Source organism: Arthrobacter sp. GW460-12-1-14-TSB2 (assembly GCF_059423525.1).
On sequence record NZ_JBWKYC010000003.1, the window covers coordinates 112173 to 134645 of the forward strand.

17 protein-coding genes are annotated in these 22473 nt (G+C 65.8%); 7 read left to right on the forward strand and 10 right to left on the reverse strand.

Going from position 1 to position 22473, the window contains the following annotated elements; genetic code table 11:
- Positions 1-98: 98 nt before the first annotated feature.
- The 3 genes from mshA (at position 99) to AC07YR_RS06160 (ending at position 4230) form a co-directional block, all read left to right on the forward strand.
- On the forward strand, positions 99-1364 hold the full coding sequence (mshA, locus tag AC07YR_RS06150; RefSeq protein WP_494733445.1) for a D-inositol-3-phosphate glycosyltransferase: 1266 nt from the start codon (positions 99-101) through the stop codon (positions 1362-1364).
- Positions 1365-1426: 62 nt separating this feature from the next.
- The gene (locus AC07YR_RS06155) at positions 1427-3124 is read left to right on the forward strand and encodes a formate--tetrahydrofolate ligase (protein WP_494733446.1); all 1698 of its coding nucleotides are present in this window, start codon (positions 1427-1429) and stop codon (positions 3122-3124) included.
- Positions 3125-3270: 146 nt separating this feature from the next.
- Positions 3271-4230, forward strand: a complete 960-nt coding sequence (locus tag AC07YR_RS06160; protein WP_494733447.1) for a DUF559 domain-containing protein — start codon at positions 3271-3273, stop codon at positions 4228-4230.
- 45 nt (positions 4231-4275) lie between these two features.
- On the opposite strand, the gene AC07YR_RS06165 is transcribed toward AC07YR_RS06160, so the two are convergent.
- Entirely contained in the window at positions 4276-4785 is a 510-nt protein-coding gene (locus tag AC07YR_RS06165) for a DUF2306 domain-containing protein (RefSeq protein WP_494733448.1), read from the reverse strand.
- A 101-nt stretch (positions 4786-4886) separates the two neighbouring features.
- Here AC07YR_RS06165 and AC07YR_RS06170 point away from each other — a divergent pair, with 101 nt between their 5' ends.
- On the forward strand, positions 4887-5510 hold the full coding sequence (locus AC07YR_RS06170) for a MerR family transcriptional regulator (protein WP_494733449.1): 624 nt from the start codon (positions 4887-4889) through the stop codon (positions 5508-5510).
- A gap of 119 nt (positions 5511-5629) precedes the next feature.
- Here AC07YR_RS06170 and AC07YR_RS06175 read toward each other — a convergent pair whose 3' ends face one another.
- From AC07YR_RS06175 to glmS, 8 genes are all read right to left on the reverse strand, one after another.
- Positions 5630-6715: an inositol-3-phosphate synthase gene (locus tag AC07YR_RS06175; RefSeq protein ID WP_055797022.1), complete on the reverse strand. Its 1086-nt coding sequence runs from the start codon at positions 6713-6715 to the stop codon at positions 5630-5632.
- A gap of 191 nt (positions 6716-6906) precedes the next feature.
- On the reverse strand, positions 6907-7944 hold the full coding sequence (mgrA, locus tag AC07YR_RS06180) for an L-glyceraldehyde 3-phosphate reductase (RefSeq protein ID WP_436058207.1): 1038 nt from the start codon (positions 7942-7944) through the stop codon (positions 6907-6909).
- Positions 7945-8069: 125 nt separating this feature from the next.
- Positions 8070-9824, reverse strand: coding sequence for a malto-oligosyltrehalose trehalohydrolase (gene treZ / locus AC07YR_RS06185; RefSeq protein ID WP_494733450.1), 1755 nt, complete (start codon positions 9822-9824; stop codon positions 8070-8072).
- On the reverse strand, positions 9824-12169 hold the full coding sequence (gene treY, locus AC07YR_RS06190; protein ID WP_494733451.1) for a malto-oligosyltrehalose synthase: 2346 nt from the start codon (positions 12167-12169) through the stop codon (positions 9824-9826). The genes treZ and treY overlap by 1 nt, the downstream gene beginning before the upstream one ends.
- A complete protein-coding gene (gene glgX, locus AC07YR_RS06195; protein ID WP_436058210.1) occupies positions 12166-14418 on the reverse strand; it encodes a glycogen debranching protein GlgX in 2253 nt (750 codons plus the stop codon). Before glgX ends, treY begins: the two co-directional genes overlap by 4 nt.
- An 89-nt stretch (positions 14419-14507) precedes the next feature.
- Positions 14508-16034 (reverse strand): NAD(P)H-hydrate dehydratase, encoded by a 1527-nt coding sequence (locus tag AC07YR_RS06200; RefSeq protein ID WP_494733452.1) that lies wholly within the window; start codon positions 16032-16034, stop codon positions 14508-14510.
- A 54-nt stretch (positions 16035-16088) separates the two neighbouring features.
- Complete coding sequence (locus tag AC07YR_RS06205) at positions 16089-16436, reverse strand: holo-ACP synthase (RefSeq protein WP_011692749.1); 348 nt, start codon at positions 16434-16436, stop codon at positions 16089-16091.
- A gap of 5 nt (positions 16437-16441) precedes the next feature.
- A complete protein-coding gene (glmS, locus tag AC07YR_RS06210; RefSeq protein ID WP_494733453.1) occupies positions 16442-18334 on the reverse strand; it encodes a glutamine--fructose-6-phosphate transaminase (isomerizing) in 1893 nt (630 codons plus the stop codon).
- A 134-nt stretch (positions 18335-18468) separates the two neighbouring features.
- Here glmS and coaA point away from each other — a divergent pair, with 134 nt between their 5' ends.
- From coaA to mscL, 3 genes are all read left to right on the forward strand, one after another.
- Positions 18469-19434 (forward strand): type I pantothenate kinase, encoded by a 966-nt coding sequence (gene coaA, locus AC07YR_RS06215; RefSeq protein ID WP_082506671.1) that lies wholly within the window; start codon positions 18469-18471, stop codon positions 19432-19434.
- Between the two features lie 5 nt (positions 19435-19439).
- A complete protein-coding gene (locus tag AC07YR_RS06220; RefSeq protein ID WP_494733454.1) occupies positions 19440-20375 on the forward strand; it encodes a M15 family metallopeptidase in 936 nt (311 codons plus the stop codon).
- Positions 20376-20463: 88 nt separating this feature from the next.
- Positions 20464-20859 (forward strand): large conductance mechanosensitive channel protein MscL, encoded by a 396-nt coding sequence (gene mscL, locus AC07YR_RS06225; protein WP_494733455.1) that lies wholly within the window; start codon positions 20464-20466, stop codon positions 20857-20859.
- Positions 20860-20931: 72 nt separating this feature from the next.
- On the opposite strand, the gene glmM is transcribed toward mscL, so the two are convergent.
- Entirely contained in the window at positions 20932-22290 is a 1359-nt protein-coding gene (glmM, locus tag AC07YR_RS06230) for a phosphoglucosamine mutase (protein WP_494733456.1), read from the reverse strand.
- Positions 22291-22473 lie beyond the last annotated feature (183 nt).

Sequence of the window (22473 nt, forward strand, 5' to 3'; positions counted from 1 at the left end):
TACAGGAGGACCGCACGGCATTCGGTCCACTGTGAAGGCCGGGGCACTTCAGGAGTACTGTTTTATCGGATGCAGTTCCGCCAGCCGAAGGGAGAGCCGTGACTCTGATCCGCCGTGTCGCATTCCTCTCCCTGCACACCTCGCCCATGGAACAGCCCGGTTCCGGTGACGCCGGCGGCATGAACGTGTACGTGCGGGCGCTCGCGTCGGCGCTGGCCGCCAGCGGTGTGGAAGTGGAAATCTTCACGCGGTCCACGTCGTCGGGACAGCCCGCCGTCGAACACCCGGACCCCGGCGTGTGCGTTCACAACGTGATCTCCGGCCCGCCGCGGAAGCTGCCCAAGGAGGAACTTCCGGAGCTGCTGCACAGCATGGTGGAGGAAGTCGAGCGGATCCGGCAGCGCCAGCCGCACGGCCGGTACGACCTCATCCATTCGCACTACTGGGTCTCCGGCGTCGCCGGGCTGGAGCTTTCGCGGCTGTGGGGGGTGCCGCTGGTGCACACCATGCACACGATGGCCAAGGTCAAGAACCTGCTCCTGCACTCCGGCGAGAAACCCGAACCGCGGCGGCGCGAGGACGGCGAACACCGGATTGTCGACGGCGCCACCCGGCTGATCGCCAACACCCCGGCCGAAGCCGCCGAGCTTGTCTCCCATTACAACGCAGACTTCGACCACATCGACGTCGCTCCCCCGGGCGTGGACCTGACAGTGTTCACCCCGGCCTTCCGGACCCGTTCCCGCGCACAGCTCGGTGTGCCCGCCGGCAAATTCCATCTGCTCTTCGCCGGCCGGATCCAGCGGCTCAAAGGCCCGCAGATTCTCGTCAAGGCGGCTGCCTTGCTCCGCTCCCGCCGCCCGGACATCGACCTGCAGGTCACCATTTTGGGCGCCCTCAGCGGGGCCAAGGACTTCGACCTGAAATCGCTGATCAGCGACGCCGGAATGGACGACGTCGTCACGCACCATCCGCCGGTGAACGCACCTGCGCTTGCCAACTGGTTCCGCTCGGCCGACGTCGTGGTGATGCCCTCGTACAGCGAGTCCTTCGGGCTGGTGGCGCTGGAAGCCCAGGCCTGCGGGACACCCGTGGTGGCCACCCGCGTGGGCGGGCTGTCCCGGGCCATCTTCGAGGGACGGACCGGGCTGCTGGTGGACGGCCACAAAGCCGCCGACTGGGCCGATGTGCTGGAGGCGCTCTACGACGACCCCGCCACGCGGGAGGACATGGGCCGCGCGGCAGCCGTGCAGGCCCAGGGCTTCGGCTGGCAGCGAACCGCCGCGATCACGCTGGAAAGCTACCATGCCGCCGTAGACCAGTACATTGATAGTCACAGAATTCCGGCGGGCCACACGCCTTAGCCGGGAGTGCCGGGAGGGACCCCCGAACGGCTTTGCCTGCAGCCACGAACTGAAGGACAACGATGTCTGACAACAACGTCATGAGTGACCTGGAAATCGCCCAGCGCGCCACCATGCGGCCCATCGAGGAAATCGCCGCCGCGGCCGGCATCAGCACCGATGCCCTGGAACTCCACGGCCGGTACAAGGCAAAGATCGATCCGGCGAAGCTACTGGTGCCGGGAGGGGCGCCCGACCGGCTGCCGGGCAAGGTGGTGCTGGTTTCGGCGATGTCCCCCACACCTGCGGGCGAGGGAAAGTCCACCACCACCGTGGGCCTGGCGGATTCCCTGGCGCGGGCCGGGAAGAAGGTGATGATCGCGCTGCGTGAGCCGTCCCTGGGGCCCGTACTTGGCATGAAGGGCGGAGCAACCGGCGGCGGCTACTCGCAGGTGCTCCCGATGGAGGAAATCAACCTGCACTTCACCGGGGACTTCCACGCCATCACCTCGGCGAACAACGCGCTCATGGCCCTGGTGGACAACCATATTTTCCAGGGCAACGAGCTCAACATCGATCCCCGCCGGATGACTTTCAAGCGGGTCCTGGACATGAACGACCGCTCGCTCCGCGAGGTAGTGATCGGTTTGGGCGGCCCGTCCCAGGGGACACCACGGCAGGACAGCTTCGACATCACCGCGGCGTCCGAGATCATGGCCGTCTTCTGCCTGGCCACGGACATTGCCGATCTCCGTGCCAGGCTGGGCCGCATCACCTTTGGCTACACCTATGACCGTGAGCCCGTCACGGTGGCGGACCTGGGCGTCCAGGGTGCACTCACCATGCTGCTGAAGGATGCCCTGAAGCCCAACCTCGTGCAGACCATCGCCGGAACTCCCGCCCTGGTGCACGGCGGCCCGTTTGCCAACATCGCACACGGCTGCAACTCGCTGATCGCCACCCAGACCGCGCGCCGGCTCGCGGACATCGTGGTCACCGAAGCCGGCTTCGGCGCCGACCTGGGGGCTGAAAAGTTCATGGACATCAAGGCGAGGGTGGCAGACGTGGCTCCGTCCGCCGTCGTGCTCGTGGCAACCGTCCGCGCACTGAAGATGCACGGCGGGGTGGCCAAGGACCGGCTGAAGGAGCCCAACGCGGAGGCTCTGGCGGCCGGCACGGCCAACCTCCGGCGGCACATCCGCAACGTCGAGAAGTTCGGAATCACCCCCGTGGTTGCCGTCAACAAGTTCACCACGGATACCCAGGAGGAGCTCGACTGGCTGCTGGAATGGTGCGCCGGCGAAGGTGTGCAGGCTGCTGTGGCGGACGTCTGGGGCCGCGGCGGGGGCGGGGACGGCGGCGACGACCTCGCGGCCAAGGTGCTTGCCGCGCTGGATGCTCCGCACAGTTTCCGGCACCTGTATCCGCTGGAGCTGTCTGTGGAGAACAAGATACGCACCATCGTGCAGGAAATGTACGGGGCCGACGGCGTGGACTTCTCCGTCCCCGCGCTCAAGCGCCTGGCCGAAATCGAGAAGAACGGCTGGGCGGGCATGCCAGTGTGCATGGCCAAGACACAGTACTCGTTCAGCGACGACGCCACCCGGCTGGGTGCGCCGAAAGGGTTCACAGTCCATGTGCGGGACCTCATTCCCAAGACCGGGGCCGGTTTCATCGTGGCGCTGACGGGCGCGGTGATGACCATGCCCGGCCTGCCGAAGGTCCCGGCAGCCCTGCGGATGGACGTGGATGATACGGGTAAGCCCGTCGGCCTCTTCTAAACGCTCTCTCACTTCCCGGCGCTTTTCCCTAAACCCTCTCTCACTTCCCGGCGCCTTTCCCCAAACCCTCTCTCACTTCCCGGCGCCCGGGGTCCACTTGTGGATATCTTCTGCGGCATTATCGACTTTCGGGACACAATGCCAGCATGAGTAAGCGCAACAATTTGCCTGGGCTGTTGGCAATCGCTCCGTTCACGGTGGACTCGGCGCGGGCCGCTGGAGTATCAGCGGACAGGCTGCGTCGAAAAGACGTGGTCCATGTTGGGCGCGGACTCTACCGCCCCTCGAACTGGAGTTTTGAACTGGAAGCGGCGGCGCGGGCGCTGTCTGCCGCATCACCGGGCGCATGGATCTCCCATGTCACCGCAGCACGGTTGCGGTGCCAGCTGCTGCCGCCTTGGCTGGCCGACTCAACGGAGCTGCATTTGAGCAAGCCTCGGTCCCTGCCCTCCGTGCGCCGCAAGGGCGTAGTCGGCCATACGGTCTTGGCCCGGGAGGATGAGATCGAGTCGATCGACGGCATCAGCATCAGCACCCGGTCGCGGACCTGGCTCGATCTGGCGCGGCAACTGTCAGTAAATGAACTGGTGTGCATGGGCGATCAGCTGGTCCGCATCCCGCGGGAGCCCTTCGAGAGTCGGACCCAGCCCTATGACACCCTGGACGGACTCCGTGCTCTGGTAGGCCGCCACCCAAACCTGCAGGGTGTCGTGCGTGCCCGCGAAGCGTTGGATCTCATGCGGGTCGGCGCCGACTCTGCCCCCGAATCCCTGCTCCGGCTGGCCATGGCCGATGCCGGTCTTCCCGAACCGGATCTGCAGTTGTCATTGCGTGATGCTGACGCCGTGTCCCCAAGCGCCGATCTCGGCTATCGGTGCCGGCGGGTCGCCATCCAGTACGACGGCGAACATCACCTTCTTGACGCCCAGTCCTTTAGTGACCGGCGGCGAAACAAGGCCTTCGAATCGGCCGGTTGGACTGTCCTGATATTCGACAAGGATGATCTTGCAGACGGCTTCCAGGGCGCCATAGGGAAGATTAAGCGGACGCTGCGCACCGCGTGGCTGGATCACCCCCAGGCAGCCGGTTTCGCCGACGTCGGGTGAGAGAGCGTCGCACCCAAACCCACCGAAAGTGAGAGAGGGTCGGTTTTAAACACGCAGGGAGTGAGAGAGCGTTCCATCCTTCGACGGGGCCGCCTTACCCGCACGGCCGCCGCGCTTGAGCGAAACGATCATGACCACCACACTCAGGACCACCAGACCGGCAACATATGCCGCGGTGCCCGGGTCCTCGGCGAGGAGCTGCGGAATGGACCTTCCCGGCACGGCAACGGCAAAGACGAACGCCACTGCAATGCCGATGTAGCTCCCGATCATGTTGCCCAAGTGCGATGGGATGTTGCGGCGGATGGCGCTGACGAGGCCAAGGGACACCGTCACGATGGTGAACGCCGACAGCCCGTGCAGCCAGGTGAAATGTCCGGCAGTCACAATCCAGAAACTACTGACGCAGACGTAGTACATGGCGGCCACCCACAGGTAGCCCATGGTGCGGTGGATGCGGTCACGGCGGCTTCGGAAGATTTGAAAGGGGCCGATGACGAGGACGAACAGCGCGGCAATGACATGGCTGACAAGCAGTACATTCCAGTGCTCCATGGCTTTAGGATAGAGCCACTATCCAATACGTGTACATCAGGATAGTTGGTGCCGGGTCTGCTATCCAATGGCTTCCGGCCCTCGCAGGAAGGATGTCCGGAATGCAGCTGAAGGAATTGAGCGAGCAGTCGGGAGTCTCGGCCGCAAGCATCAAGTACTACTTGCGCGAGGGCCTCCTGCCGCCCGGAGCGGCCGTCCACGCAACGCGCGCTCAATATTCAGCGAGGCACGTCGAGCGCCTCGATTTGATCCAGGCGCTCCGCCGGATAGTCGGACTGAACATCGAACAGATTCGCGGCATCCTCAGAATGGCCGACGACGGTGCCTCGCGCCTTGAGCTCTTGGCGGCGGTTCAGCGCGTGGTGCTTGAGTTGGACTCCTACGCCACGGTTAGTGGCGAGGTCGGCACTCGGCCGGCTGACGCCGTCGTGCGTCTCAGGGGCTGGCCCGATTCCCCAAGTGACGCCCGGAACGCACTGAATGCCCATCTGGAGCTGATGGAGAGCGTCAACATCCGGGTGCCCGGCGAGCTCCTGGACACTTACAGCAAGGCCATGGACGACGTCGCCGGGGTCGACATTGCGGCCACGACGGCCCCGGACAGCGTCGATGAGCTTATTCTCACGGCCGCCGTCGGCATGCACATGCACAGCCAGCTATTGCTGAGGCTCCTGGCCCTTGCCCAGGCCAGCCACGCGATCCGACGGTACGAACAGGACGCTTAAAGCACGGCGCTCCCCCACCAAAAGTGAGAGAGCGCCGCGCCAAAACCCACCAAAAGTGAGAGAGCGTCACGCCAAAACCCACCATAAGTGAGAGAGCGTCGCAGGCGGGAGGAACGTGGTTAGCGCTCGAGGTCTCCGCGGATGAAGGCCTCGACCTTTTCACGGGCGAGGTCGTCGTTGAACTGCTCCGGCGGGGACTTCATGAAGTAGCTGGACGCGGAGAGCAGCGGGCCACCGATGCCGCGGTCCAGGCCGATCTTGGCCGCACGGATGGCGTCGATGATCACGCCGGCCGAGTTGGGTGAGTCCCAGACCTCCAGCTTGTATTCCAGCGACACCGGGGCGTCGCCGAAGTTGCGGCCTTCGAGGCGGACGAAAGCCCACTTGCGGTCATCGAGCCACTGGACGTAGTCGGACGGACCGATGTGCACGTCCTTGGCAGCCAGTTCGGCTTCGACGTTGGAGGTGACGGCCTGGGTCTTGGAGATCTTCTTGGACTCGAGACGGTCGCGCTCCAGCATGTTCTTGAAGTCCATGTTGCCGCCGACGTTGAGCTGGTAGGTGCGGTCCAGCGTGACGCCGCGGTCTTCGAACAGCTTGGCCATGACGCGGTGCGTGATGGTGGCACCGATCTGGCTCTTGATGTCGTCGCCCACGATCGGAACACCGGCAGCGGTGAACTTGTCGGCCCACTCCTTGGTGCCGGCCAGGAACACCGGCAGGGCGTTGACGAAGGCCACGCCCGCATCGATTGCGGCCTGGGCGTAGAACTCGGCGGCTTCCTGCGAACCAACGGGCAGGTAGCAGACCATCACGTCGACCTTGGCGTCCTTGAGGGCCTGGACAACGTCGACCGGCTCTGCTGGGGACTGCTCGATGGTCTCGAGGTAGTACTTGCCGAGGCCGTCCAGGGTGTGGCCGCGCTGGACCGTTACACCGGTGGGGGGAACGTCGGCGATCTTGATGGTGTTGTTTTCGCTGGCCAGGATGGCGTCGGCGAGGTCGACGCCGACCTTCTTGCCGTCCACATCGAAGGCTGCAACGAATTCAACGTCATTGACGTGGTACTTGCCGAACTCCACGTGCATCAGACCGGGGATCGTGGCCTGGGGGTCGGCATCCCGGTAGTAATGGACACCCTGGACCAGGGAAGCAGCGCAGTTACCTACGCCAACAATGGCGACACGAATCGGATTTGAAGACACGGAACTCCTTTGAGAACAAACTTCAGTGCCCGGCGCGGCTGCACTCTGATGTGCGACGGCGGCTGATGGGCACGGCGCCATTGGGCGCCCTTGCATTGTAGCCAACGCCGCCGGGGCCGGAGTTGTTCCCGGCCGGCCCCGGCGGCTCTGTTACGCGCGCCTTTGTTACGCGCGGCTCAGTTAGGCGGGCGCTACTTCTGGGCCCAGAGGTTGATGTCGGACTCGACGGCGAACTCGTCGATCGCTTTCAGCTCCTCCTGGGAGAACGCCAGGTTGTTGATGGCGGACAGCGTGTCTTCCAGCTGCTTGACGCTGGACGCGCCCACCAGCGCGGACGTTACAGGCGACCCCTTGGGCTGGTCGCGGAGGATCCAGGCGATGGCCATCTGAGCCAGCGACTGCCCGCGGCCGGCGGCAATCTTGTTAAGCCCGCGGACCCTGTCCAGCTTGTCCTCGGTGAGGGCCGACTCAGACAGGAACCGTTCCTTGGCGGCACGCGAATCGGCCGGGATGCCGTTCAGGTAGCGGTCCGTCAGCATGCCCTGGGCGAGCGGGGAGAACGCAATGGAACCTGCGCCCACCTGGTCCAGCGCCTCGTACAGGTTGGGGGCGCCGTTCTCGGTCCAGCGGTTCAGCATCGAGTAGCTGGGCTGGTGGATGAGCAGCGGGGTGCCGAGCTCCTTCAGGATCCGGGCGGCCTCGAGGGTCTGCTCGGGGGTGTACGAGGAGATGCCCGCGTACAGGGCCTTGCCGGAGCGTACGGCGTAGTCCAGCGCCCCCATGGTTTCCTCCATGGGGGTTTCCGGATCGGGGCGGTGGCTGTAGAAGATGTCCACGTAGTCCAGGCCCATGCGCTGCAGCGACTGGTCCAGGCTGGAGATCAGGTATTTGCGGGATCCCCACTCGCCGTACGGGCCCGGCCACATGTAGTAGCCGGCCTTGGTGGAGATGACCAGCTCGTCGCGGTACGGCTTGAAGTCGTCCTGCAGGTGGCGACCGAAATTGGTTTCCGCCGAGCCGTCCGGCGGGCCGTAGTTGTTGGCCAGGTCAAAGTGGTTGACGCCGAGGTCGAAGGCGCGGCGGAGGATAGCGCGCTGCTCATCGAAGCGTTTGTCGTCGCCGAAGTTGTGCCAAAGGCCAAGGGAAATGGCCGGAAGTTTGAGGCCGCTGCGTCCCACGCGGCGGTAGGGCATGGATTCATAGCGGTTGTCCGCTGCAGAATAAGTCATACCTGCAATCCTGCCAGCTGTGATGCACGCTACAGCCAACAAGTCCGTTGTTACGCCGCGGGCTGACAGAAACAGTCCATAGACAGCCCGCGGCACAACAACGAACAATCGGCAACAGAAGCGCGTTAGCCCTTCAGGATGGCCGCGCTCCACGGAGCAAGCACCAGCGACCCGCCGTCCAAAGCCGTAGCCTCATCGGTGGCGAGCAGCACTGAGCCCGCAGTGTCCCCGAGCTTGACCGCCTGCTCCGAGAAGTTCAGGGCCACTTGAACGTCGCCGCGCCGGAACCGCAGCCAGCGCTCGTCCTCGCTGTAGTCCACCACGGTGTCCGTGAATTCCAGGCCGGCCAGTTCGGGAGTGGTCCGGCGCAGCGCGGTCAGCGCACGGTAGAGGTCCAGGAGGCGGGCATGGTCACCCTCGGCGGCCTCGGCCCAGTTCAGTTTCGACCGGTTGAAGGTCTCCGGATCCTGGGGGTCGGGCACGACGGCGGGATCCCACCCCATGCGCTCGAACTCCTTGATGCGGCCTTCCGCCGTCGCCTTGCCCAGCTCCGGCTCCGGGTGGGAGGTGAAGAACTGCCACGGCGTGGTGGCGCCGTATTCCTCCCCCATAAAGAGCATGGGGGTGAACGGCGACGTCAGAGTGAGGACAGCCGCCAGTGCCAGCTGGCCGTAGGACAGCGACTGGGAGAGCCTGTCGCCCGTGGCGCGGTTGCCGATCTGGTCGTGGTTCTGGCTGCACACCACCAGGGCGGCGGGGTGCACGAGCGACGTGTTGATGGGCCGTCCGTGGTGCCGGCCGCGGAAGCTGGAGTAGCTGCCGTCGTGGAAGAAGCCCTCGCGCAGGACCTTGGCCAGGGCGCCCAGTGAGTCGAAGTCGCTGTAGTACCCTTCGGTCTCGCCGCTGATGTTCACGTGGACGGCGTGGTGGAAGTCGTCGCTCCACTGGCCCTCCAGCCCGTAACCGTTGACATCGCGGGGGTACAGCAGGCGCGGGTTGTTGAGGTCCGACTCCGCGATCATGGTGATCGGCCGGCCGGTTTCCGCGGCCACCGCGTCGCCCAGGGCACCGAATTCCTCGAGGAGGTGGACCGCGCGCTCGTCCTTGAAGGCGTGCACGGCGTCGATCCGCAGCCCGTCAACGTGGTAGTCCCGGAGCCACATGGCCGCGTTGTCGAGGATGTAGCGGCGGACCTCGTCGGATCCGTTCCCGTCCAGGTTGACCGAGTCACCCCAGGTGTTGCCTTCCCCCGACTTCAGGTAGGGCCCGAACTTGGGAAGATAGTTTCCGCTGGGACCAAGGTGGTTGTACACCACGTCCTGGATGACGCCCAGGCCTGCGCCGTGGGCGGCGTCCACGAAGCGCTGGTACGCAGCCGGGCCGCCGTAGCCCTCATGGACGGTGTACCAGAGGACTCCGTCGTAACCCCAGTTGTGGGTGCCGTTGAAGCCGTTGACCGGCAGGAGCTCCACGAAGTCGACGCCGAGGTCCTTGAGGTAGCCAAGCTTTTCGGCTGCAGCCTCCAGCGTTCCTTCGGGCGTGAAGGTGCCGATGTGCAGTTCGTAGATGACGGCACCCTGGAGCTCCCGCCCTGCCCAGTCCCCGTCCGCCCACTCATGGGTGGACGGGTCGAACGTACGGGACAGGGAGTGGACGCCCTCAGGCTGGCGGCGGGACCGGGGGTCCGGCACCGGGGTGGTGTCCGTCCCCGGCAGGTAACCGTAGAACACGTCCGTGTCAGCCGGTGCGTCCGGGGCCGTCCACCAGCCCCCGTCGCGCTGGCTCATGGGGTACTCCGTACCGTCAGCCAGCAAGGTGATGGCGGTGACATCGGGGGCCCAGATGTCGAAGCGTCCGCTTCCGCTTGCGGGCAGCGTCATCAGTGGTTCTCCGATCCGTGGGTGGCAGGAGCAGCTGGAGGAACGAGCAGTGCAACGGGGTAGCCGGCCAGGATGTCCGCAACGCGGACCGGCCCGGGTCCGAAGCTGCTGCCCGTCAGTTCGTCTGTCACGGCTGCCGGGAGCTCCACCGACGTGTCTTGCCAGCCGCCGGACTGTTCCAGCCTGCGCGGCAGCCTGGTGACCAGCGTCAGGGCGCCGGCAGACTCACCGGCGCCGCGGCTGAATGCCACCACGTGCTCCGCGGCCGGCCCGGAAGCGGTGATTGCCGTATAGCCCGTGAAGAGCTCAGGCCGGTCCCGCCGCAGCCTGAGCGCCCGTGAGGTCACCATCAGCTTGGCGGAGTCGTCCCGGTACGACGCCGGACGCTCGCCGGCGTCGAGCGCGTTCAGCGCCCGCTGCCGCGCGGCAAAGTCGACGGTACGGCGGTTGTCCGGATCAGTGAGCGAGCGGTCCCAGAACTCGGTGCCCTGGTACACGTCGGGGACGCCGGGCATGGTCAGCTGCACCAGTTTCGCGGACAGCGCGTTCGCGGCGCCGTACGGTTCCAGGAGAGCCACGAAGGCCTCCAGTTCCGCACGCACTTCCGGGTTGTCGAACGCGGCGTCGACGGCGGCAGCCAGCTTCTGCTCAAACGCCTCGTTCGGGTCCAGCCAGTCGGTGGAATTGCCGGCCTCGCGGGCGGCCTTGGTGGCGTATTGCTGCAGGCGTTCCCGGGAGGCGGGCCACGCCCCGGCGATGGCCTGCCAAAGCAGGCTGGCCAACGGCCCGTCAGGCAACGGGGCCAGTTCCTGCAGCTTGGCCAGAATCTGCTCCCATTCCGCCACGAACTCGGAGATCACGGAAATTCGTGCCCGGGTGTCCTCGCTGCGCTTGGTGTCGTGGGTGCTGAGCGTGGTCATGGACAGCGGTAGTTCGGCTTCGCGCCGCGCCATCCGGTGGTGGAATTCCGCCGGGTCAATGGCGAACTCGGTGGGATCGGCACCCACCTCGGTCAGGGTGCCCAGCCGGGTGTAGCGGAAGAACGCGGTGTCCTCCACGCCCTTGGCCATCACCATGCCGGAGGTCTGCTGGAAGCGCTGCGCCAGCGCCGAACCGGCATCCAGCAGCAGCGGCTGCAGCAGGTCCACCGCAGGTGCGAGGTCCGGCCGGTTACGCGTAGCCAGGCTGCAGGCTTCCTTGAGGACTTCCTCGCCGTACGGGAGGTACGTCCGGTACACGGGGAAGGCGGCGATGATCTCGGAGATCGCATCAGCGGCCTGCTCACCATCCAACACCGTTCCGGCCGGAAGAAGCCGCGCCAGCCGAAGGACCTCCGAGTGCAGGATGCCGTCGGTGATCCGGCGCTTGGTACCGCGGATCATCTCCTCGTAGTCCGCCGGTTCTCCGCCGCGGAGCCTGCCGTCGAGCCGGTCAAGGGGCGCCTGCGCCGAAGGGTCCACGAAGAGCCGGTCCACGTCCGCCAAGGCGTCGTAGCCAGTGGTGCCTTCGCACTCAAAGGAAGCCGGCAGCTCCTCCCCTGGTTCCAGGATCTTCTCGATCAGCAGGTACCTGCCGCCGGTCGCTTCGCGGAGCCGCCGCAGGTAGCCCTCCGGGTCGGCCAGCCCGTCCGGGTGGTCGATCCGGAGCCCGTCCGCCAGCCCTTCGCGGAACCAACGGACCACTTCGGCATGGGCTTCGTCGAACACCCGGGGGACTTCCACCCGGATGCCGGCCAGCGTGTTGACGGCGAAGAAGCGGCGGTAGTTGAGCTCGTTGTCCGCGCGGCGCCAGCCCACCAGTTCGTAGTTCTGTCGGGCGTGGACGTCGCGGGGGTCGTCCCCTTCGGTGTAGCTGCCGTCCGCCAGCGGGAACCGATGGTCGTAGTAGCGGAGCTCGCCGTCGCGGACTTCCAGCTTGTCCAGTTCGTCGTCGCTCCCCAGCACAGGGAGCCGGATGCGTCCGCCGGCAAAGTCCCAGTCGACGTCGAACGCTTCCGCATAACGGGACTTCCGCCCTTCCTTGAGGAGGGACCACCACCAGGGGTTCTGGTAAGGCGACGCCACCCCCACGTGGTTGGGCACAATGTCCACGAGTACGCCCATGCCGGCGGCCCGGGCAGCCCGGGACACCGCGTCGAGACCTTCGGGCCCGCCACGGTCTGGGTCCACCGTGGACGGGTCCGTGACGTCGTACCCGTGGTCCGACCCCTTCTCAGCCGTCAGGATCGGCGACAGGTAGATCCAGTCCACGCCCAGCGACTTCAGGTAGGGGACCTGGGCCGCAGCGTCCTGGAGGGTAAAGGAGGGTCGGATCTGGAGCCGGTAGGTGGAGACCGGTGTCTTCATGAATCCTTGCCTTTCGCCTTTATCCTCCTGGTCTGCGAGGGTTCGGGGAGGGCCGGTGTGGTCAGCGCCGCAGTGTCGCTGGTGGTGGTCTGGGACAGAGCCGCGAGCGATGCCGCCACCGAGTGGTCCGGCTCTGTTTCCGGAACGCTGTGGGCGCGGAGTACCACGAGGGACTTGGCGGCAACGGGCAGTGCGTCTCCGGCTTCAACCGGTTCGGTGTCGGCGTTGTGTCCCGCGGTGTCGATGATGATGTCCCAGGCGGGAGCGTATTCGTCGGACGGCAGCGTGAACTTCACTTCGTCGTCGTGCGCGTTGAAGTAGAGCACGAAGTTGACGTCGGTGATGCGGCGGCCGCGTTCGTCCCGGCCGCGGATTCCGTCGCCGTTGAGGAACATGCCCACCGAGCGGCCGAAGCCGCTGTCCCAGTCCTCGGGCTTCATGGTGGAGCCGTCAACGTCCAGCCATTCAATGTCCGGAAGCCGTTCGCCCTCGCCGCGGAGGACCGGCCTGCCGTCGAAGAAGCGGCTGCGCCGGAAGGTGGGGTGCTTGTGCCGGAGGGCGTTCACGGCAGCCGTGAACTCCACCAGCGGCTGGTCCACGTTATCCCAGTTGATCCAGGTCAGTTCGGAGTCCTGGCAGTAGCCGTTGTTGTTGCCTTGCTGGGTGCGGCCCAGTTCGTCGCCGTGCAGGATCATCGGCACACCCTGCGAGAGCAGCAGCGACGCGATGAAGTTGCGCTGCTGCCGGGCGCGGAGGCCCAGGACCTTGGGATCGTCGGTGGGGCCCTCGGCCCCGCAGTTCCACGAGCGGTTGTGCGATTCGCCGTCGTTGTTGTCTTCCCCGTTGGCATCATTGTGCTTCTCGTTGTAGGACACCAGGTCCTGCAGGGTGAAACCGTCATGGGCGGTGACGAAGTTGATCGAGGCGACCGGACGGCGGCCGGAGTGCTCGTAGAGATCGGCGGAGCCGGTGATCCTGGAGGCGAATTCGCCGAGCGTTGCCGGCTCTCCGCGCCAGAAGTCGCGGACGGTGTCGCGGTACTTGCCGTTCCATTCCGTCCACTGCGGCGGGAAGTTGCCCACCTGGTAGCCGCCGGGGCCAACGTCCCACGGCTCGGCGATCAGCTTGACCTGGGACACTACCGGGTCCTGCTGGATGAGTTCGAAGAAGGTGGACAGCTTGTCCACGTCATAGAATTCGCGCGCCAGGGTGGAGGCGAGGTCGAATCGGAAGCCGTCCACGTGCATTTCCGTGACCCAGTAACGCAGGGAATCCATCAGGAGCTGCAAGGAGTGCGGGTGGCGGACGTTGAGCGAGTTGCCGGTGCCCGTGTAGTCCATGTAGTGCTTCTCGTCGCCGTCCATGAGCCGGTAGTAGGCGGCGTTGTCGATGCCCTTGAAGGACAGGGTGGGGCCCAGGTGGTTGCCTTCGGCGGTGTGGTTGTACACGACGTCGAGGATCACTTCGATGCCGGCCTGGTGCAGCGAGCGGACCATGGCCTTGAAGTCCTGCACCTGCTGGCCGGTGTCACCGGTGGAGCTGTAGCTGTTGTGCGGGGCGAAGAAGCCGATGGTGTTGTAGCCCCAGTAGTTGTTGAGGCCCTTGTCTTCCAGGATGCCGTCGTTGACGAACTGGTGCACCGGCATCAGCTCGATCGCCGTGACGCCCAGCTTCTGCAGGTGGGAGATGACGGAGGGGTGGGCAACGCCGGCGTACGTGCCGCGCTGGTCCTCCGGAACCTCGGGGTGCAGCTGCGTCAGGCCCTTGACGTGTGCCTCGTAGATCACGGACTTGTGATACGGGACGCGGGGCAGGTGGTCGCCGTCCCAGTCGAAGAACGGGTTGATCACCACACCCATCATCATGTGCGGCGCGGAGTCGGCATCGTTGCGGGAATCGGGATCGCCCATGTTGTAGGAGAACAGCGCCGGGTCCCAGTCGATCTTGCCGTGCACAGCCTTCGCATACGGGTCCATCAGCAGTTTGTTCGGGTTGAACCGGTTCCCGGAGTCGGGATCGTACGGCCCGTGGACGCGGTACCCGTATTTCTGTCCCGGCTGGATGTGGGGCAGGTAGCAGTGCCAGACGTAGCCGTCTACTTCGAGGACCTCGATCCGGGTCTCCGCACCTTCGTCATCGAAGAGGCACAGTTCCACCTTCTCGGCCCTTTCGCTGAACAGCGCAAAGTTCGTGCCAGTGCCGTTAAAGGTGGCTCCCAGCGGGTATGCCGATCCGGGCCAGACTTCCATGTGTACTCCTCGTGCGAACGAACAAATCTTTAGACAGACTACTAGTAAGTAGGATTACTATTATGGTTCCTGCGCTTTGCGCCCTATGGTTACAGCGTCCTCATCACCTCCGGCACGTAGTCAGCGATGGCACCGGCGGTCACGGGACCGCCAGCAGAGGCTAGGGTGCCGGCGCGGCCGTGCACGCTCGCCGCCATGGCGCCGATGGCCGCCCAGCGCTGTTCCGCGGAGATCCCGCACGCGTCAAATTTGTCCTCGTCGTCCGAATGCTGGGCGAGCAGGGAGCCGAGGATCCCGGCCAGCACATCGCCGCTTCCGGCGGTGGCCATCCACGGCGAGGCTTCCGCCTGGCTGAAAACCGGGCCCGACGGCGGGGCCACCAGTGTGGTGGCGCCCTTCAGCAGGACGGTGGCTCCGGTTCGTTCGGACGCCTGCCGCACGGCCTCGAGCGTGGCGCCGTCAACGCCCTGCCGCCCCAGGTCGATCCCGTAGCGCTGTAGGAGCCGGGCCAGCTCGCCGCCGTGCGGTGTCAGCACCACCTGCGGTGGCAGGACGTCGGGAAGGGCCGGCAGCGCACCGGCGTCGGCAGCCACGGGCAGTCCGGTCTCCACGGCGTCGCGCGCACGGCGCAGCTGGTCGTCGTCTCCGTCGGCGATCCCCGGGCCAACCAGCCATGCCTGGACGTGGGCGTCAGCAACGGCGTCCGGCCCGCACACCACCTCCGGGCATGCCTGCCGGACGAGCCGGGTTGCCTCGGGCGGGCCGAGGTACCGGACCATGCCGGCCCCGGCCGCGAGGGCGCCCCGGCAGGCGAGCACGGCGGCCCCCGGGTATTGCTGTGAGCCGGCAACGATCCCCAGGACACCGCGGGTGTACTTGTGGGAGCGGCGCGCCGGCGAGGGCAGCAGGCGGGCAAGGTCGGCGGATTCCAGGCGACGCAGCACCGGCAGCGGCAGTTCGGTTTCGATGCCGATGGGGATGACCAGCACGCGTCCGGCATGGTCGGCGCCGGGATCGGCAAGCAGGCCCGCCTTCGCGCCGCCGAAAGTCACGGTGATATCCGCCGGAAGAACCGGGTCATAGGACTCGCCGGTGTCCGCGTTCACGCCGCTGGGAATGTCGCAGGCCACCACAAATCCGTGGGCCCCGCCGTTCAGCTTCTCGACCAGGGACGCCGTGGCGCCGCGAAGGCCTCCTTGGGCGCCGGTCCCCAGCACCGCATCAATCACGACGTCGGCTCCGCCAGCCGCCGCTGCCAGCTCGCCCGCGTTGTGGTCGGTGAGGATCAGGGTACGGCCGCCGGCGCGTTCAAAGGCGGCCAGGCCGTCAGGATGGGCGTCACCGGCCGTGAGCACCGCCGTCGTACGCATTCCGCGGGCAGCCAGGAAAGCGGCGGCGAATAGCCCGTCTCCCCCGTTGTTGCCCTTGCCGGCCAGGACTGCAACGCTGGCGCCGTAGGGGCGGATCCCCCGCGAGACAAGCTCACGGACCACTGCATTGGCGAGCCCATAGGCTGCGCGTTGCATAAGAACAGCGCCCGTGCCGGATCTCAGGCTTGCCTGAAAGAACCGCTTTTCGGCCTCCCGTATTTGGGTTCCGGTATAGGCGCTGATCATATTCAGTCCAATCGGTGCAGGGTCCGCGGCAGGGCTGTCAGGTGAAAGTCCGCATCAGCCTTCCGCGAGGACGGTCGCCGTGGCGATTCCGCCGTCGTGGCTCATCGAAAGGTGCCAGCGCTTGACGCCCTTCGACTCGGCAACGGCCAGCACAGTGCCTTTGACCTGGATGGTGGGCCCGTTCTGGTCAAGGCCGATCCAGCAGTCCTGCCAGTTCATGCCCGCCGGGGCGCCCAATACCTTGGCCACGGCTTCCTTGGCCGCAAAGCGCGCGGCCAAGGAGCGGGTGTTCAGCTCCCGCTCGGCCGGAACGAACAGCCTGTCACGGAGCCCGGGGGTCCGTTCCAGCTGCCGGCCGAACCGTTCAATGTCTACGACGTCTACGCCAATGCCAACAATCATGCGGCTTATTCTACGGTTACGCTCTTGGCCAGGTTGCGTGGCTGGTCCACGTCGTATCCCTTGGCTGTGGCGAGTTCGAGGGCGAAAATCTGCAGCGGAACGGCTGCCAGGAGGGGCGCCAGGAGCGTGGGCGTCTCCGGGATGTAGAAGACGTGCTCGGCGTAGGCTTTGACCGCTTCGTCGCCTTCCTCGGCGATGACGATGGTTTTCGCGCCGCGGGCCCGGACCTCCTGGATGTTGGAGACCACCTTGGCGTGCAGCGAGTTCCGTCCGCGCGGGGAAGGGACCACCACGAATACCGGCTGGCCTTCCTCAATCAGCGCGATCGGGCCGTGCTTCAGTTCGCCGGCGGCAAAGCCCTCGGCGTGGATGTAGGCAAGTTCCTTGAGCTTGAGCGCGCCTTCCATGGCCACCGGGAACCCGACGTGGCGGCCCAGGAAGAGCACCGACTTGGCCCCGGACATGGACCGGGCCAGCTCCTTGATCTCGTCCGCGTGGTCCAGGACCTGCTGGATCTTCGCCGGGACCTTGCCCAGGTCGGCCAGGATGTCCTTGATCTCGCCCTGGAACTTGTTGCCGCGCAGCTGTGCCAAGTACAGGCCCAGCAGGTAGGCGGCGGTGATCTGCGCCAGGAAGGCCTTGGTGGACGCGACGGCGATCTCCGGCCCGGCGTGCGTGTACAGCACGGCGTCCGATTCGCGCGGAATGGTGGAGCCGTTGGTGTTGCAGATGGAGAGGGTCTTGGCGCCCTGTTCCTTGGCATAGCGGACGGCCATCAGGGTATCCATGGTCTCGCCGGACTGCGAGATGGACACAATCAGCGTGTTCTCGTCCACGATCGGATCGCGGTAGCGGAACTCGTGGGAGAGCTCCACCTCGGTCGGGATGCGGCACCAGTGTTCGATGGCGTACTTGGCCACCTGGCCGGAGTATGCGGAGGTGCCGCAGGCGAGCACGATGATCTTGTTGATCTTCTTCAGGTGCTCCGGGTCGATGCGCATTTCATCGAGGGTCAGCTTGCCGTCAAGGTCCGAGCGGCCCAGCAGGGTGTTGGCCACGGCGTCGGGCTGGTCGTGGATTTCCTTCTCCATGAAGGACGGGTAGCCACCCTTCTCGGCCGAGGCCGGGTCCCAGTCAACGTGGTATTCCTTGCCGTGGGCCGGGGCGCCGAAGAAGTCTGTGATCTCCACGGTGTCCGCGGTGATGGTCACGATCTGGTCCTGGCCCAGCTCCACGGCCCGGCGGGTGTAATCGATGAAGCCGGACACGTCCGAGCCGAGGAAGTTCTCGCCCTCGCCCAGGCCCACCACGAGCGGCGAGTTGCGCCGGGCGGCCACAACGACGTCGGGCTGGTCCGCGTGCACGGCCAGGAGCGTGAACGCGCCTTCCAGGCGCTGGCAGGCAAGCTGCATGGCCTTGGTCAGCCCGCCCTTGGAGGCGTCGCCGTTCAGCTGGTTCCGGAAGATATCGCCCAGCAGCGCCGCGGCCACCTCGGTGTCCGTCTCGGACGCGAACACCGTGCCCTTTTCAAGGAGCTCCAGCTTGAGCTCGGCGTAGTTTTCAATGATGCCGTTGTGAATCAGGGCCAGCTTGCCGCCGTCGGACAGGTGCGGGTGCGCATTCTGGTCCGTGGGCCCGCCGTGCGTGGCCCAGCGGGTGTGCCCGATCCCGGTGACGGAATCCGGCAGCGGATTCGCTTCCAGTTCCGCGAGCAGGTTGCTCAGCTTTCCGGATTTCTTGCGAGACGAAATTGTCCCGTCCGACACCACGGCAACGCCCGCCGAGTCATATCCCCGGTACTCCAGACGGCGGAGTCCCTCAAGGACAACGTCCAACGCGCCGTGGCCAACATTTACCCGGCCTGACGAATGGCCTACGTATCCTACGATTCCACACATAGACCCAAGCTTATATGGAGTAGGGGTCCGCTGAGGTCTGGCTCGGCCCCGGCGGCACTGTTCCCGGGCTCCGTTACAGCGGATGCGACGCCCTCCATTTCGCTCTCAGCGTCGCGGAGGGCAGAATCTCTAGGGTGACTTTGCAACGCAATGAAGCGAATGGAGAGGGCGTCTCCCCGTTCGTGGAGCTGGACAGGCAGACCTGGTCCCGGCTCGCAGCCCAGATGGAACAACCTCTGAACGAAGAGGACGTGGTCCGTCTCAGAGGGCTCGGTGATCCGCTGGACATGAAGGAAGTCCGCGAAGTCTATTTGCCGCTGTCCCGGCTGCTTCACCTCTATGTGGAGGCCGCGGGCCAGCTGCACGCCGCCACCACCACCTTCCTCGGCGAACAGACGCAGCGCACGCCCTTTGTGATCGGCGTGGCCGGTTCGGTGGCCGTGGGCAAGTCCACCATTGCGCGCGTGCTCCGTGAGATGCTTCGCCGCTGGCCCGGGACGCCGAATGTGGAGCTCATCACCACTGACGGTTTCCTGTATCCCCTGGCGGAGCTCAAGCGCCGGCACCTCCTGGAGCGGAAGGGCTTTCCTGAGTCCTACGACCGCCGCGCGCTCCTCCGCTTTGTGAGTGAGATCAAGGGCGGCGCCGAAGAGGTCCGGGCTCCCTGGTACTCCCACGTCACGTACGACATCGTGCCCGGCAAGGAAGTGGTGGTCCGCCGGCCGGACGTGCTGATCGTGGAGGGCCTGAACGTCCTGGCCCCCGCCCGTCCCCGCCACGACGGCAAGCAGGGGCTGGCGCTGAGCGACTTCTTCGACTTCTCCATCTATGTGGACGCGAAGACCTCCTACATCGAGGAATGGTATGTGGACCGGTTCCGCAAGCTGCGCACCACCGCCTTCGCCCAGCCGGAGTCCTACTTCCACCGCTATGCGACGCTGTCCGACGAGGAAGCCGAGACTACCGCCCGCGACATCTGGAAGCGCATCAACGAGCCCAACCTCGAGGAAAACGTCCTTCCCACGCGGGGCCGGGCGCAGCTGGTGCTCACCAAGGAAGCGGACCACTCCATCCGCCGCATGCTGCTGCGGAAGGTCTAGCACAGGTGTGCCACAACTGTTCTGCGGTTCTTGGGGCTGCTGAATCCGTACCTGTTTCCGCGGCGCCGAGCCGGCGGGCTGTCGCAAGGCTTCTGGCCGCCGGCGCCGGGCTGACCGCTTTGGCAGCCTGCACGCCCGACGGCGGAACCCGGCCGCCGTCGTCGTCCTCCCCGTCCGCAACGTCCGCCTCCGCCTCTCAGGCGGCTACGCCGTCGTCCCCCGGGTCCACGTCGGTAGGGCCGGAGACGAGCGCTGCCGCCACCGAACCGGGAACGGCTGCGGCCCCGGCTCCCAGCGCCGCACCGACGCCTACGTCGCCCGCCGCCAGACTGGCCCAGCAGCATTCGCTGACGGATCCCGCCAGTCCGTGGCTGGTGGTCAACAAGCACCGGCCGCTCTCCCCCGCAGACTACGTCCCGGCGGACCTGGTCCAGCCCAACATTGCGCTTGCTGTTTCGGGCGAGTCGGCTCAGCTGAACAGCACGACGGCGGCTGCCGCGGAGCAGATGTTCGCCGCGGCGGCGGGAGACGGAGTCACCCTGACCCTCGCGAGCGGCTACCGGTCCTACGGCACGCAGGTGGCAACGTACAACGGCTATGTGGCGTCCAGGGGGCAGGCCGAGGCGGACACGGCTTCGGCCAGGCCCGGGTTCTCGGAGCACCAGACAGGCTGGGCCTTTGACATCGGCGACGGCGGCGGGGCGTGCAGCTTCCAGCCGTGCTTCGCCGAGCAGCCGGCCGCTGTGTGGGCCAAAGCCAACGCCCACCGCTTCGGCTTCGTGGTGCGGTACCCCTGGATGTTCCACCAGATCACGGGCTACTACTACGAGTCCTGGCACCTGCGGTACATCGGCGTGGAGGCGGCAACGGACATGGCCGCCAAGGGCATCGCGACGCTGGAGGAGTACTTCGGGCTGGAAGCGGCACCGGCGTACTTGTAGCTTGCCGCTCGTTTGTGAGCCGCGACACGTCCCGTGAAATTACGTTCTTGTCACACCGTGTTCACAACGCCGCGCTAGCTTTGGTCGTATGTTGACCGGATTCAAGAATTTCATCGTGAAGGGCAACGTCGTAGACCTTGCCGTCGCAGTGGTCATGGGTGCCGCCTTCAGCGCCGTCGTGACCTCTATCGTTGAAGGCTTGCTCACTCCGCTGATCGGCCGCCTGTTCAGCGCCAAGGGCATTGAAGAAATGCAGTGGGAGGGATTCATGTATGGCTCCGTCATCTCCTCCATCATTTCGTTCCTGCTCATCGCCTCAGCCATCTACTTCGTGGTGATCATGCCGATGAACCACATGATCGAACGCCGCAACCGCCGGCTTGGTATTGGTACCGAAGTCAAGGAAGAGGCCGCCGAGGACCCCCAGATCGCACTCCTCACCGAAATCCGTGACGCACTCCAGAGCGACAGCCGCCGGCCTTAGGTTCCTGGGCATAACAAAAGTGGTCCGCCTCCGGCTGGAGGCGGACCACTTTTTTGTTTCTCGGGGTCCGGGTTAGACGGCCGGCGCTACTGCCAGGCGCTCTTCCACCACGGCGGCAAGGTGCTTGCAGATGCGCTCGGCGGTGGGCATGTCAGCAGCTTCCACCATGACGCGCACCAGGGCTTCGGTTCCCGACGGCCGCAGAAGCACGCGGCCGGTCTCGCCGAGTTCCGCGGAAGCCTCTGCCACAGCGGCCAGGACACCCTCATCGGTGCCGGCGCGGGCCTTGTCCACGTTCTTGACGTTGATCATCAGCTGCGGAAGCTTGGTCATCACTGTGGCGAGCTCTTTCAAGGGCTTGCCTGTGAGGGCCACCTGGGCTGCCAGCTGCAGGCCGGTCAGGAGGCCGTCGCCCGTGGTGGCGTGGTCGGCGAAGATCACGTGGCCCGACTGTTCGCCGCCGAGGTTGTAGCCGCCGTCGCGCATTTCCTCGAGAACGTAGCGGTCCCCCACTGCCGTTTCGCGGATGCTGATGCCTGCGTTGCGGAGGGCGATCTTCAGGCCGAGGTTGCTCATGACGGTGGCCACCAGGACGTTGTCCTTGAGCTTGCCGGATTCCTTCAGCGCGAGGGCGAGGATGGCCATGATCTGGTCACCGTCCACCTCGTTGCCTTCATGGTCGATGGCAAGGCACCTGTCGGCGTCGCCGTCGTGGGCGATGCCCAGGTCGGCACCGTGTTCCACCACTGCCTTCTTTAGGGCACCGAGGTGGGTTGAGCCCACGCCGTCGTTGATGTTCAGGCCGTCCGGCTCGGCGCCGATGACCACGATCTCGGCGCCGGCGTCGTTAAAGAGCTGCGGTGAACAGCCGCTGGCTGCACCGTGGGCGCAGTCGAGGACCACTTTCAGCCCGTCGAGGCGGTGCGGCAGGGTCCCGAGGAGGTGGACGATGTAGCGGTCCTCGGCGTCGGAGAAGGTCTGGATGCGGCCTACGTCGCTGCCTGTGGGCCTGACAGGATCTTTGCCCATCTGCGCCTCGATAGCATCTTCCACCTCGTCAGGCAGCTTCTGGCCGCCCCGTGCGAAAAATTTGATGCCGTTGTCCGGCGCCGGGTTGTGGGAGGCGGAGATCATGACGCCGAAGTCGGCGTTGAGGTCGGCCACCAGATAGGCGGCGGCAGGGGTGGGGAGGACGCCAGCGTCGTAGACGTCGATGCCGGAACTGGAGAGTCCCGCCGAGACGGCCGCCGAGATGAACTCGCCGCTGGCACGCGGATCGCGAGCCACCACGGCGCGCGGCCGGGCGCCGTTGGCTGTGCGGTCGTGGCCGAGTACGACGGCGGCCGCTTGCGCCAGCTGCATCGCCAGCTCTGCTGTGAGCAGGCCGTTAGCCAGGCCCCGGACACCATCTGTTCCAAATAATCTAGACATCGGGTCAAGTTTAGACGATGGACCCATTGGGCTGGGTTGTTCCTCACCACGCTTGTGGCTACAGGTGATGCACAGGTAGTACGCAGCCCCAAGAGGCTACTCGTTTGGACTACTTGGATATGCCGCACTTTGTACTCGTCTTTCCCGAAACCCCTCGTCAGGGCTACTAGTGTCTCTCTAGCA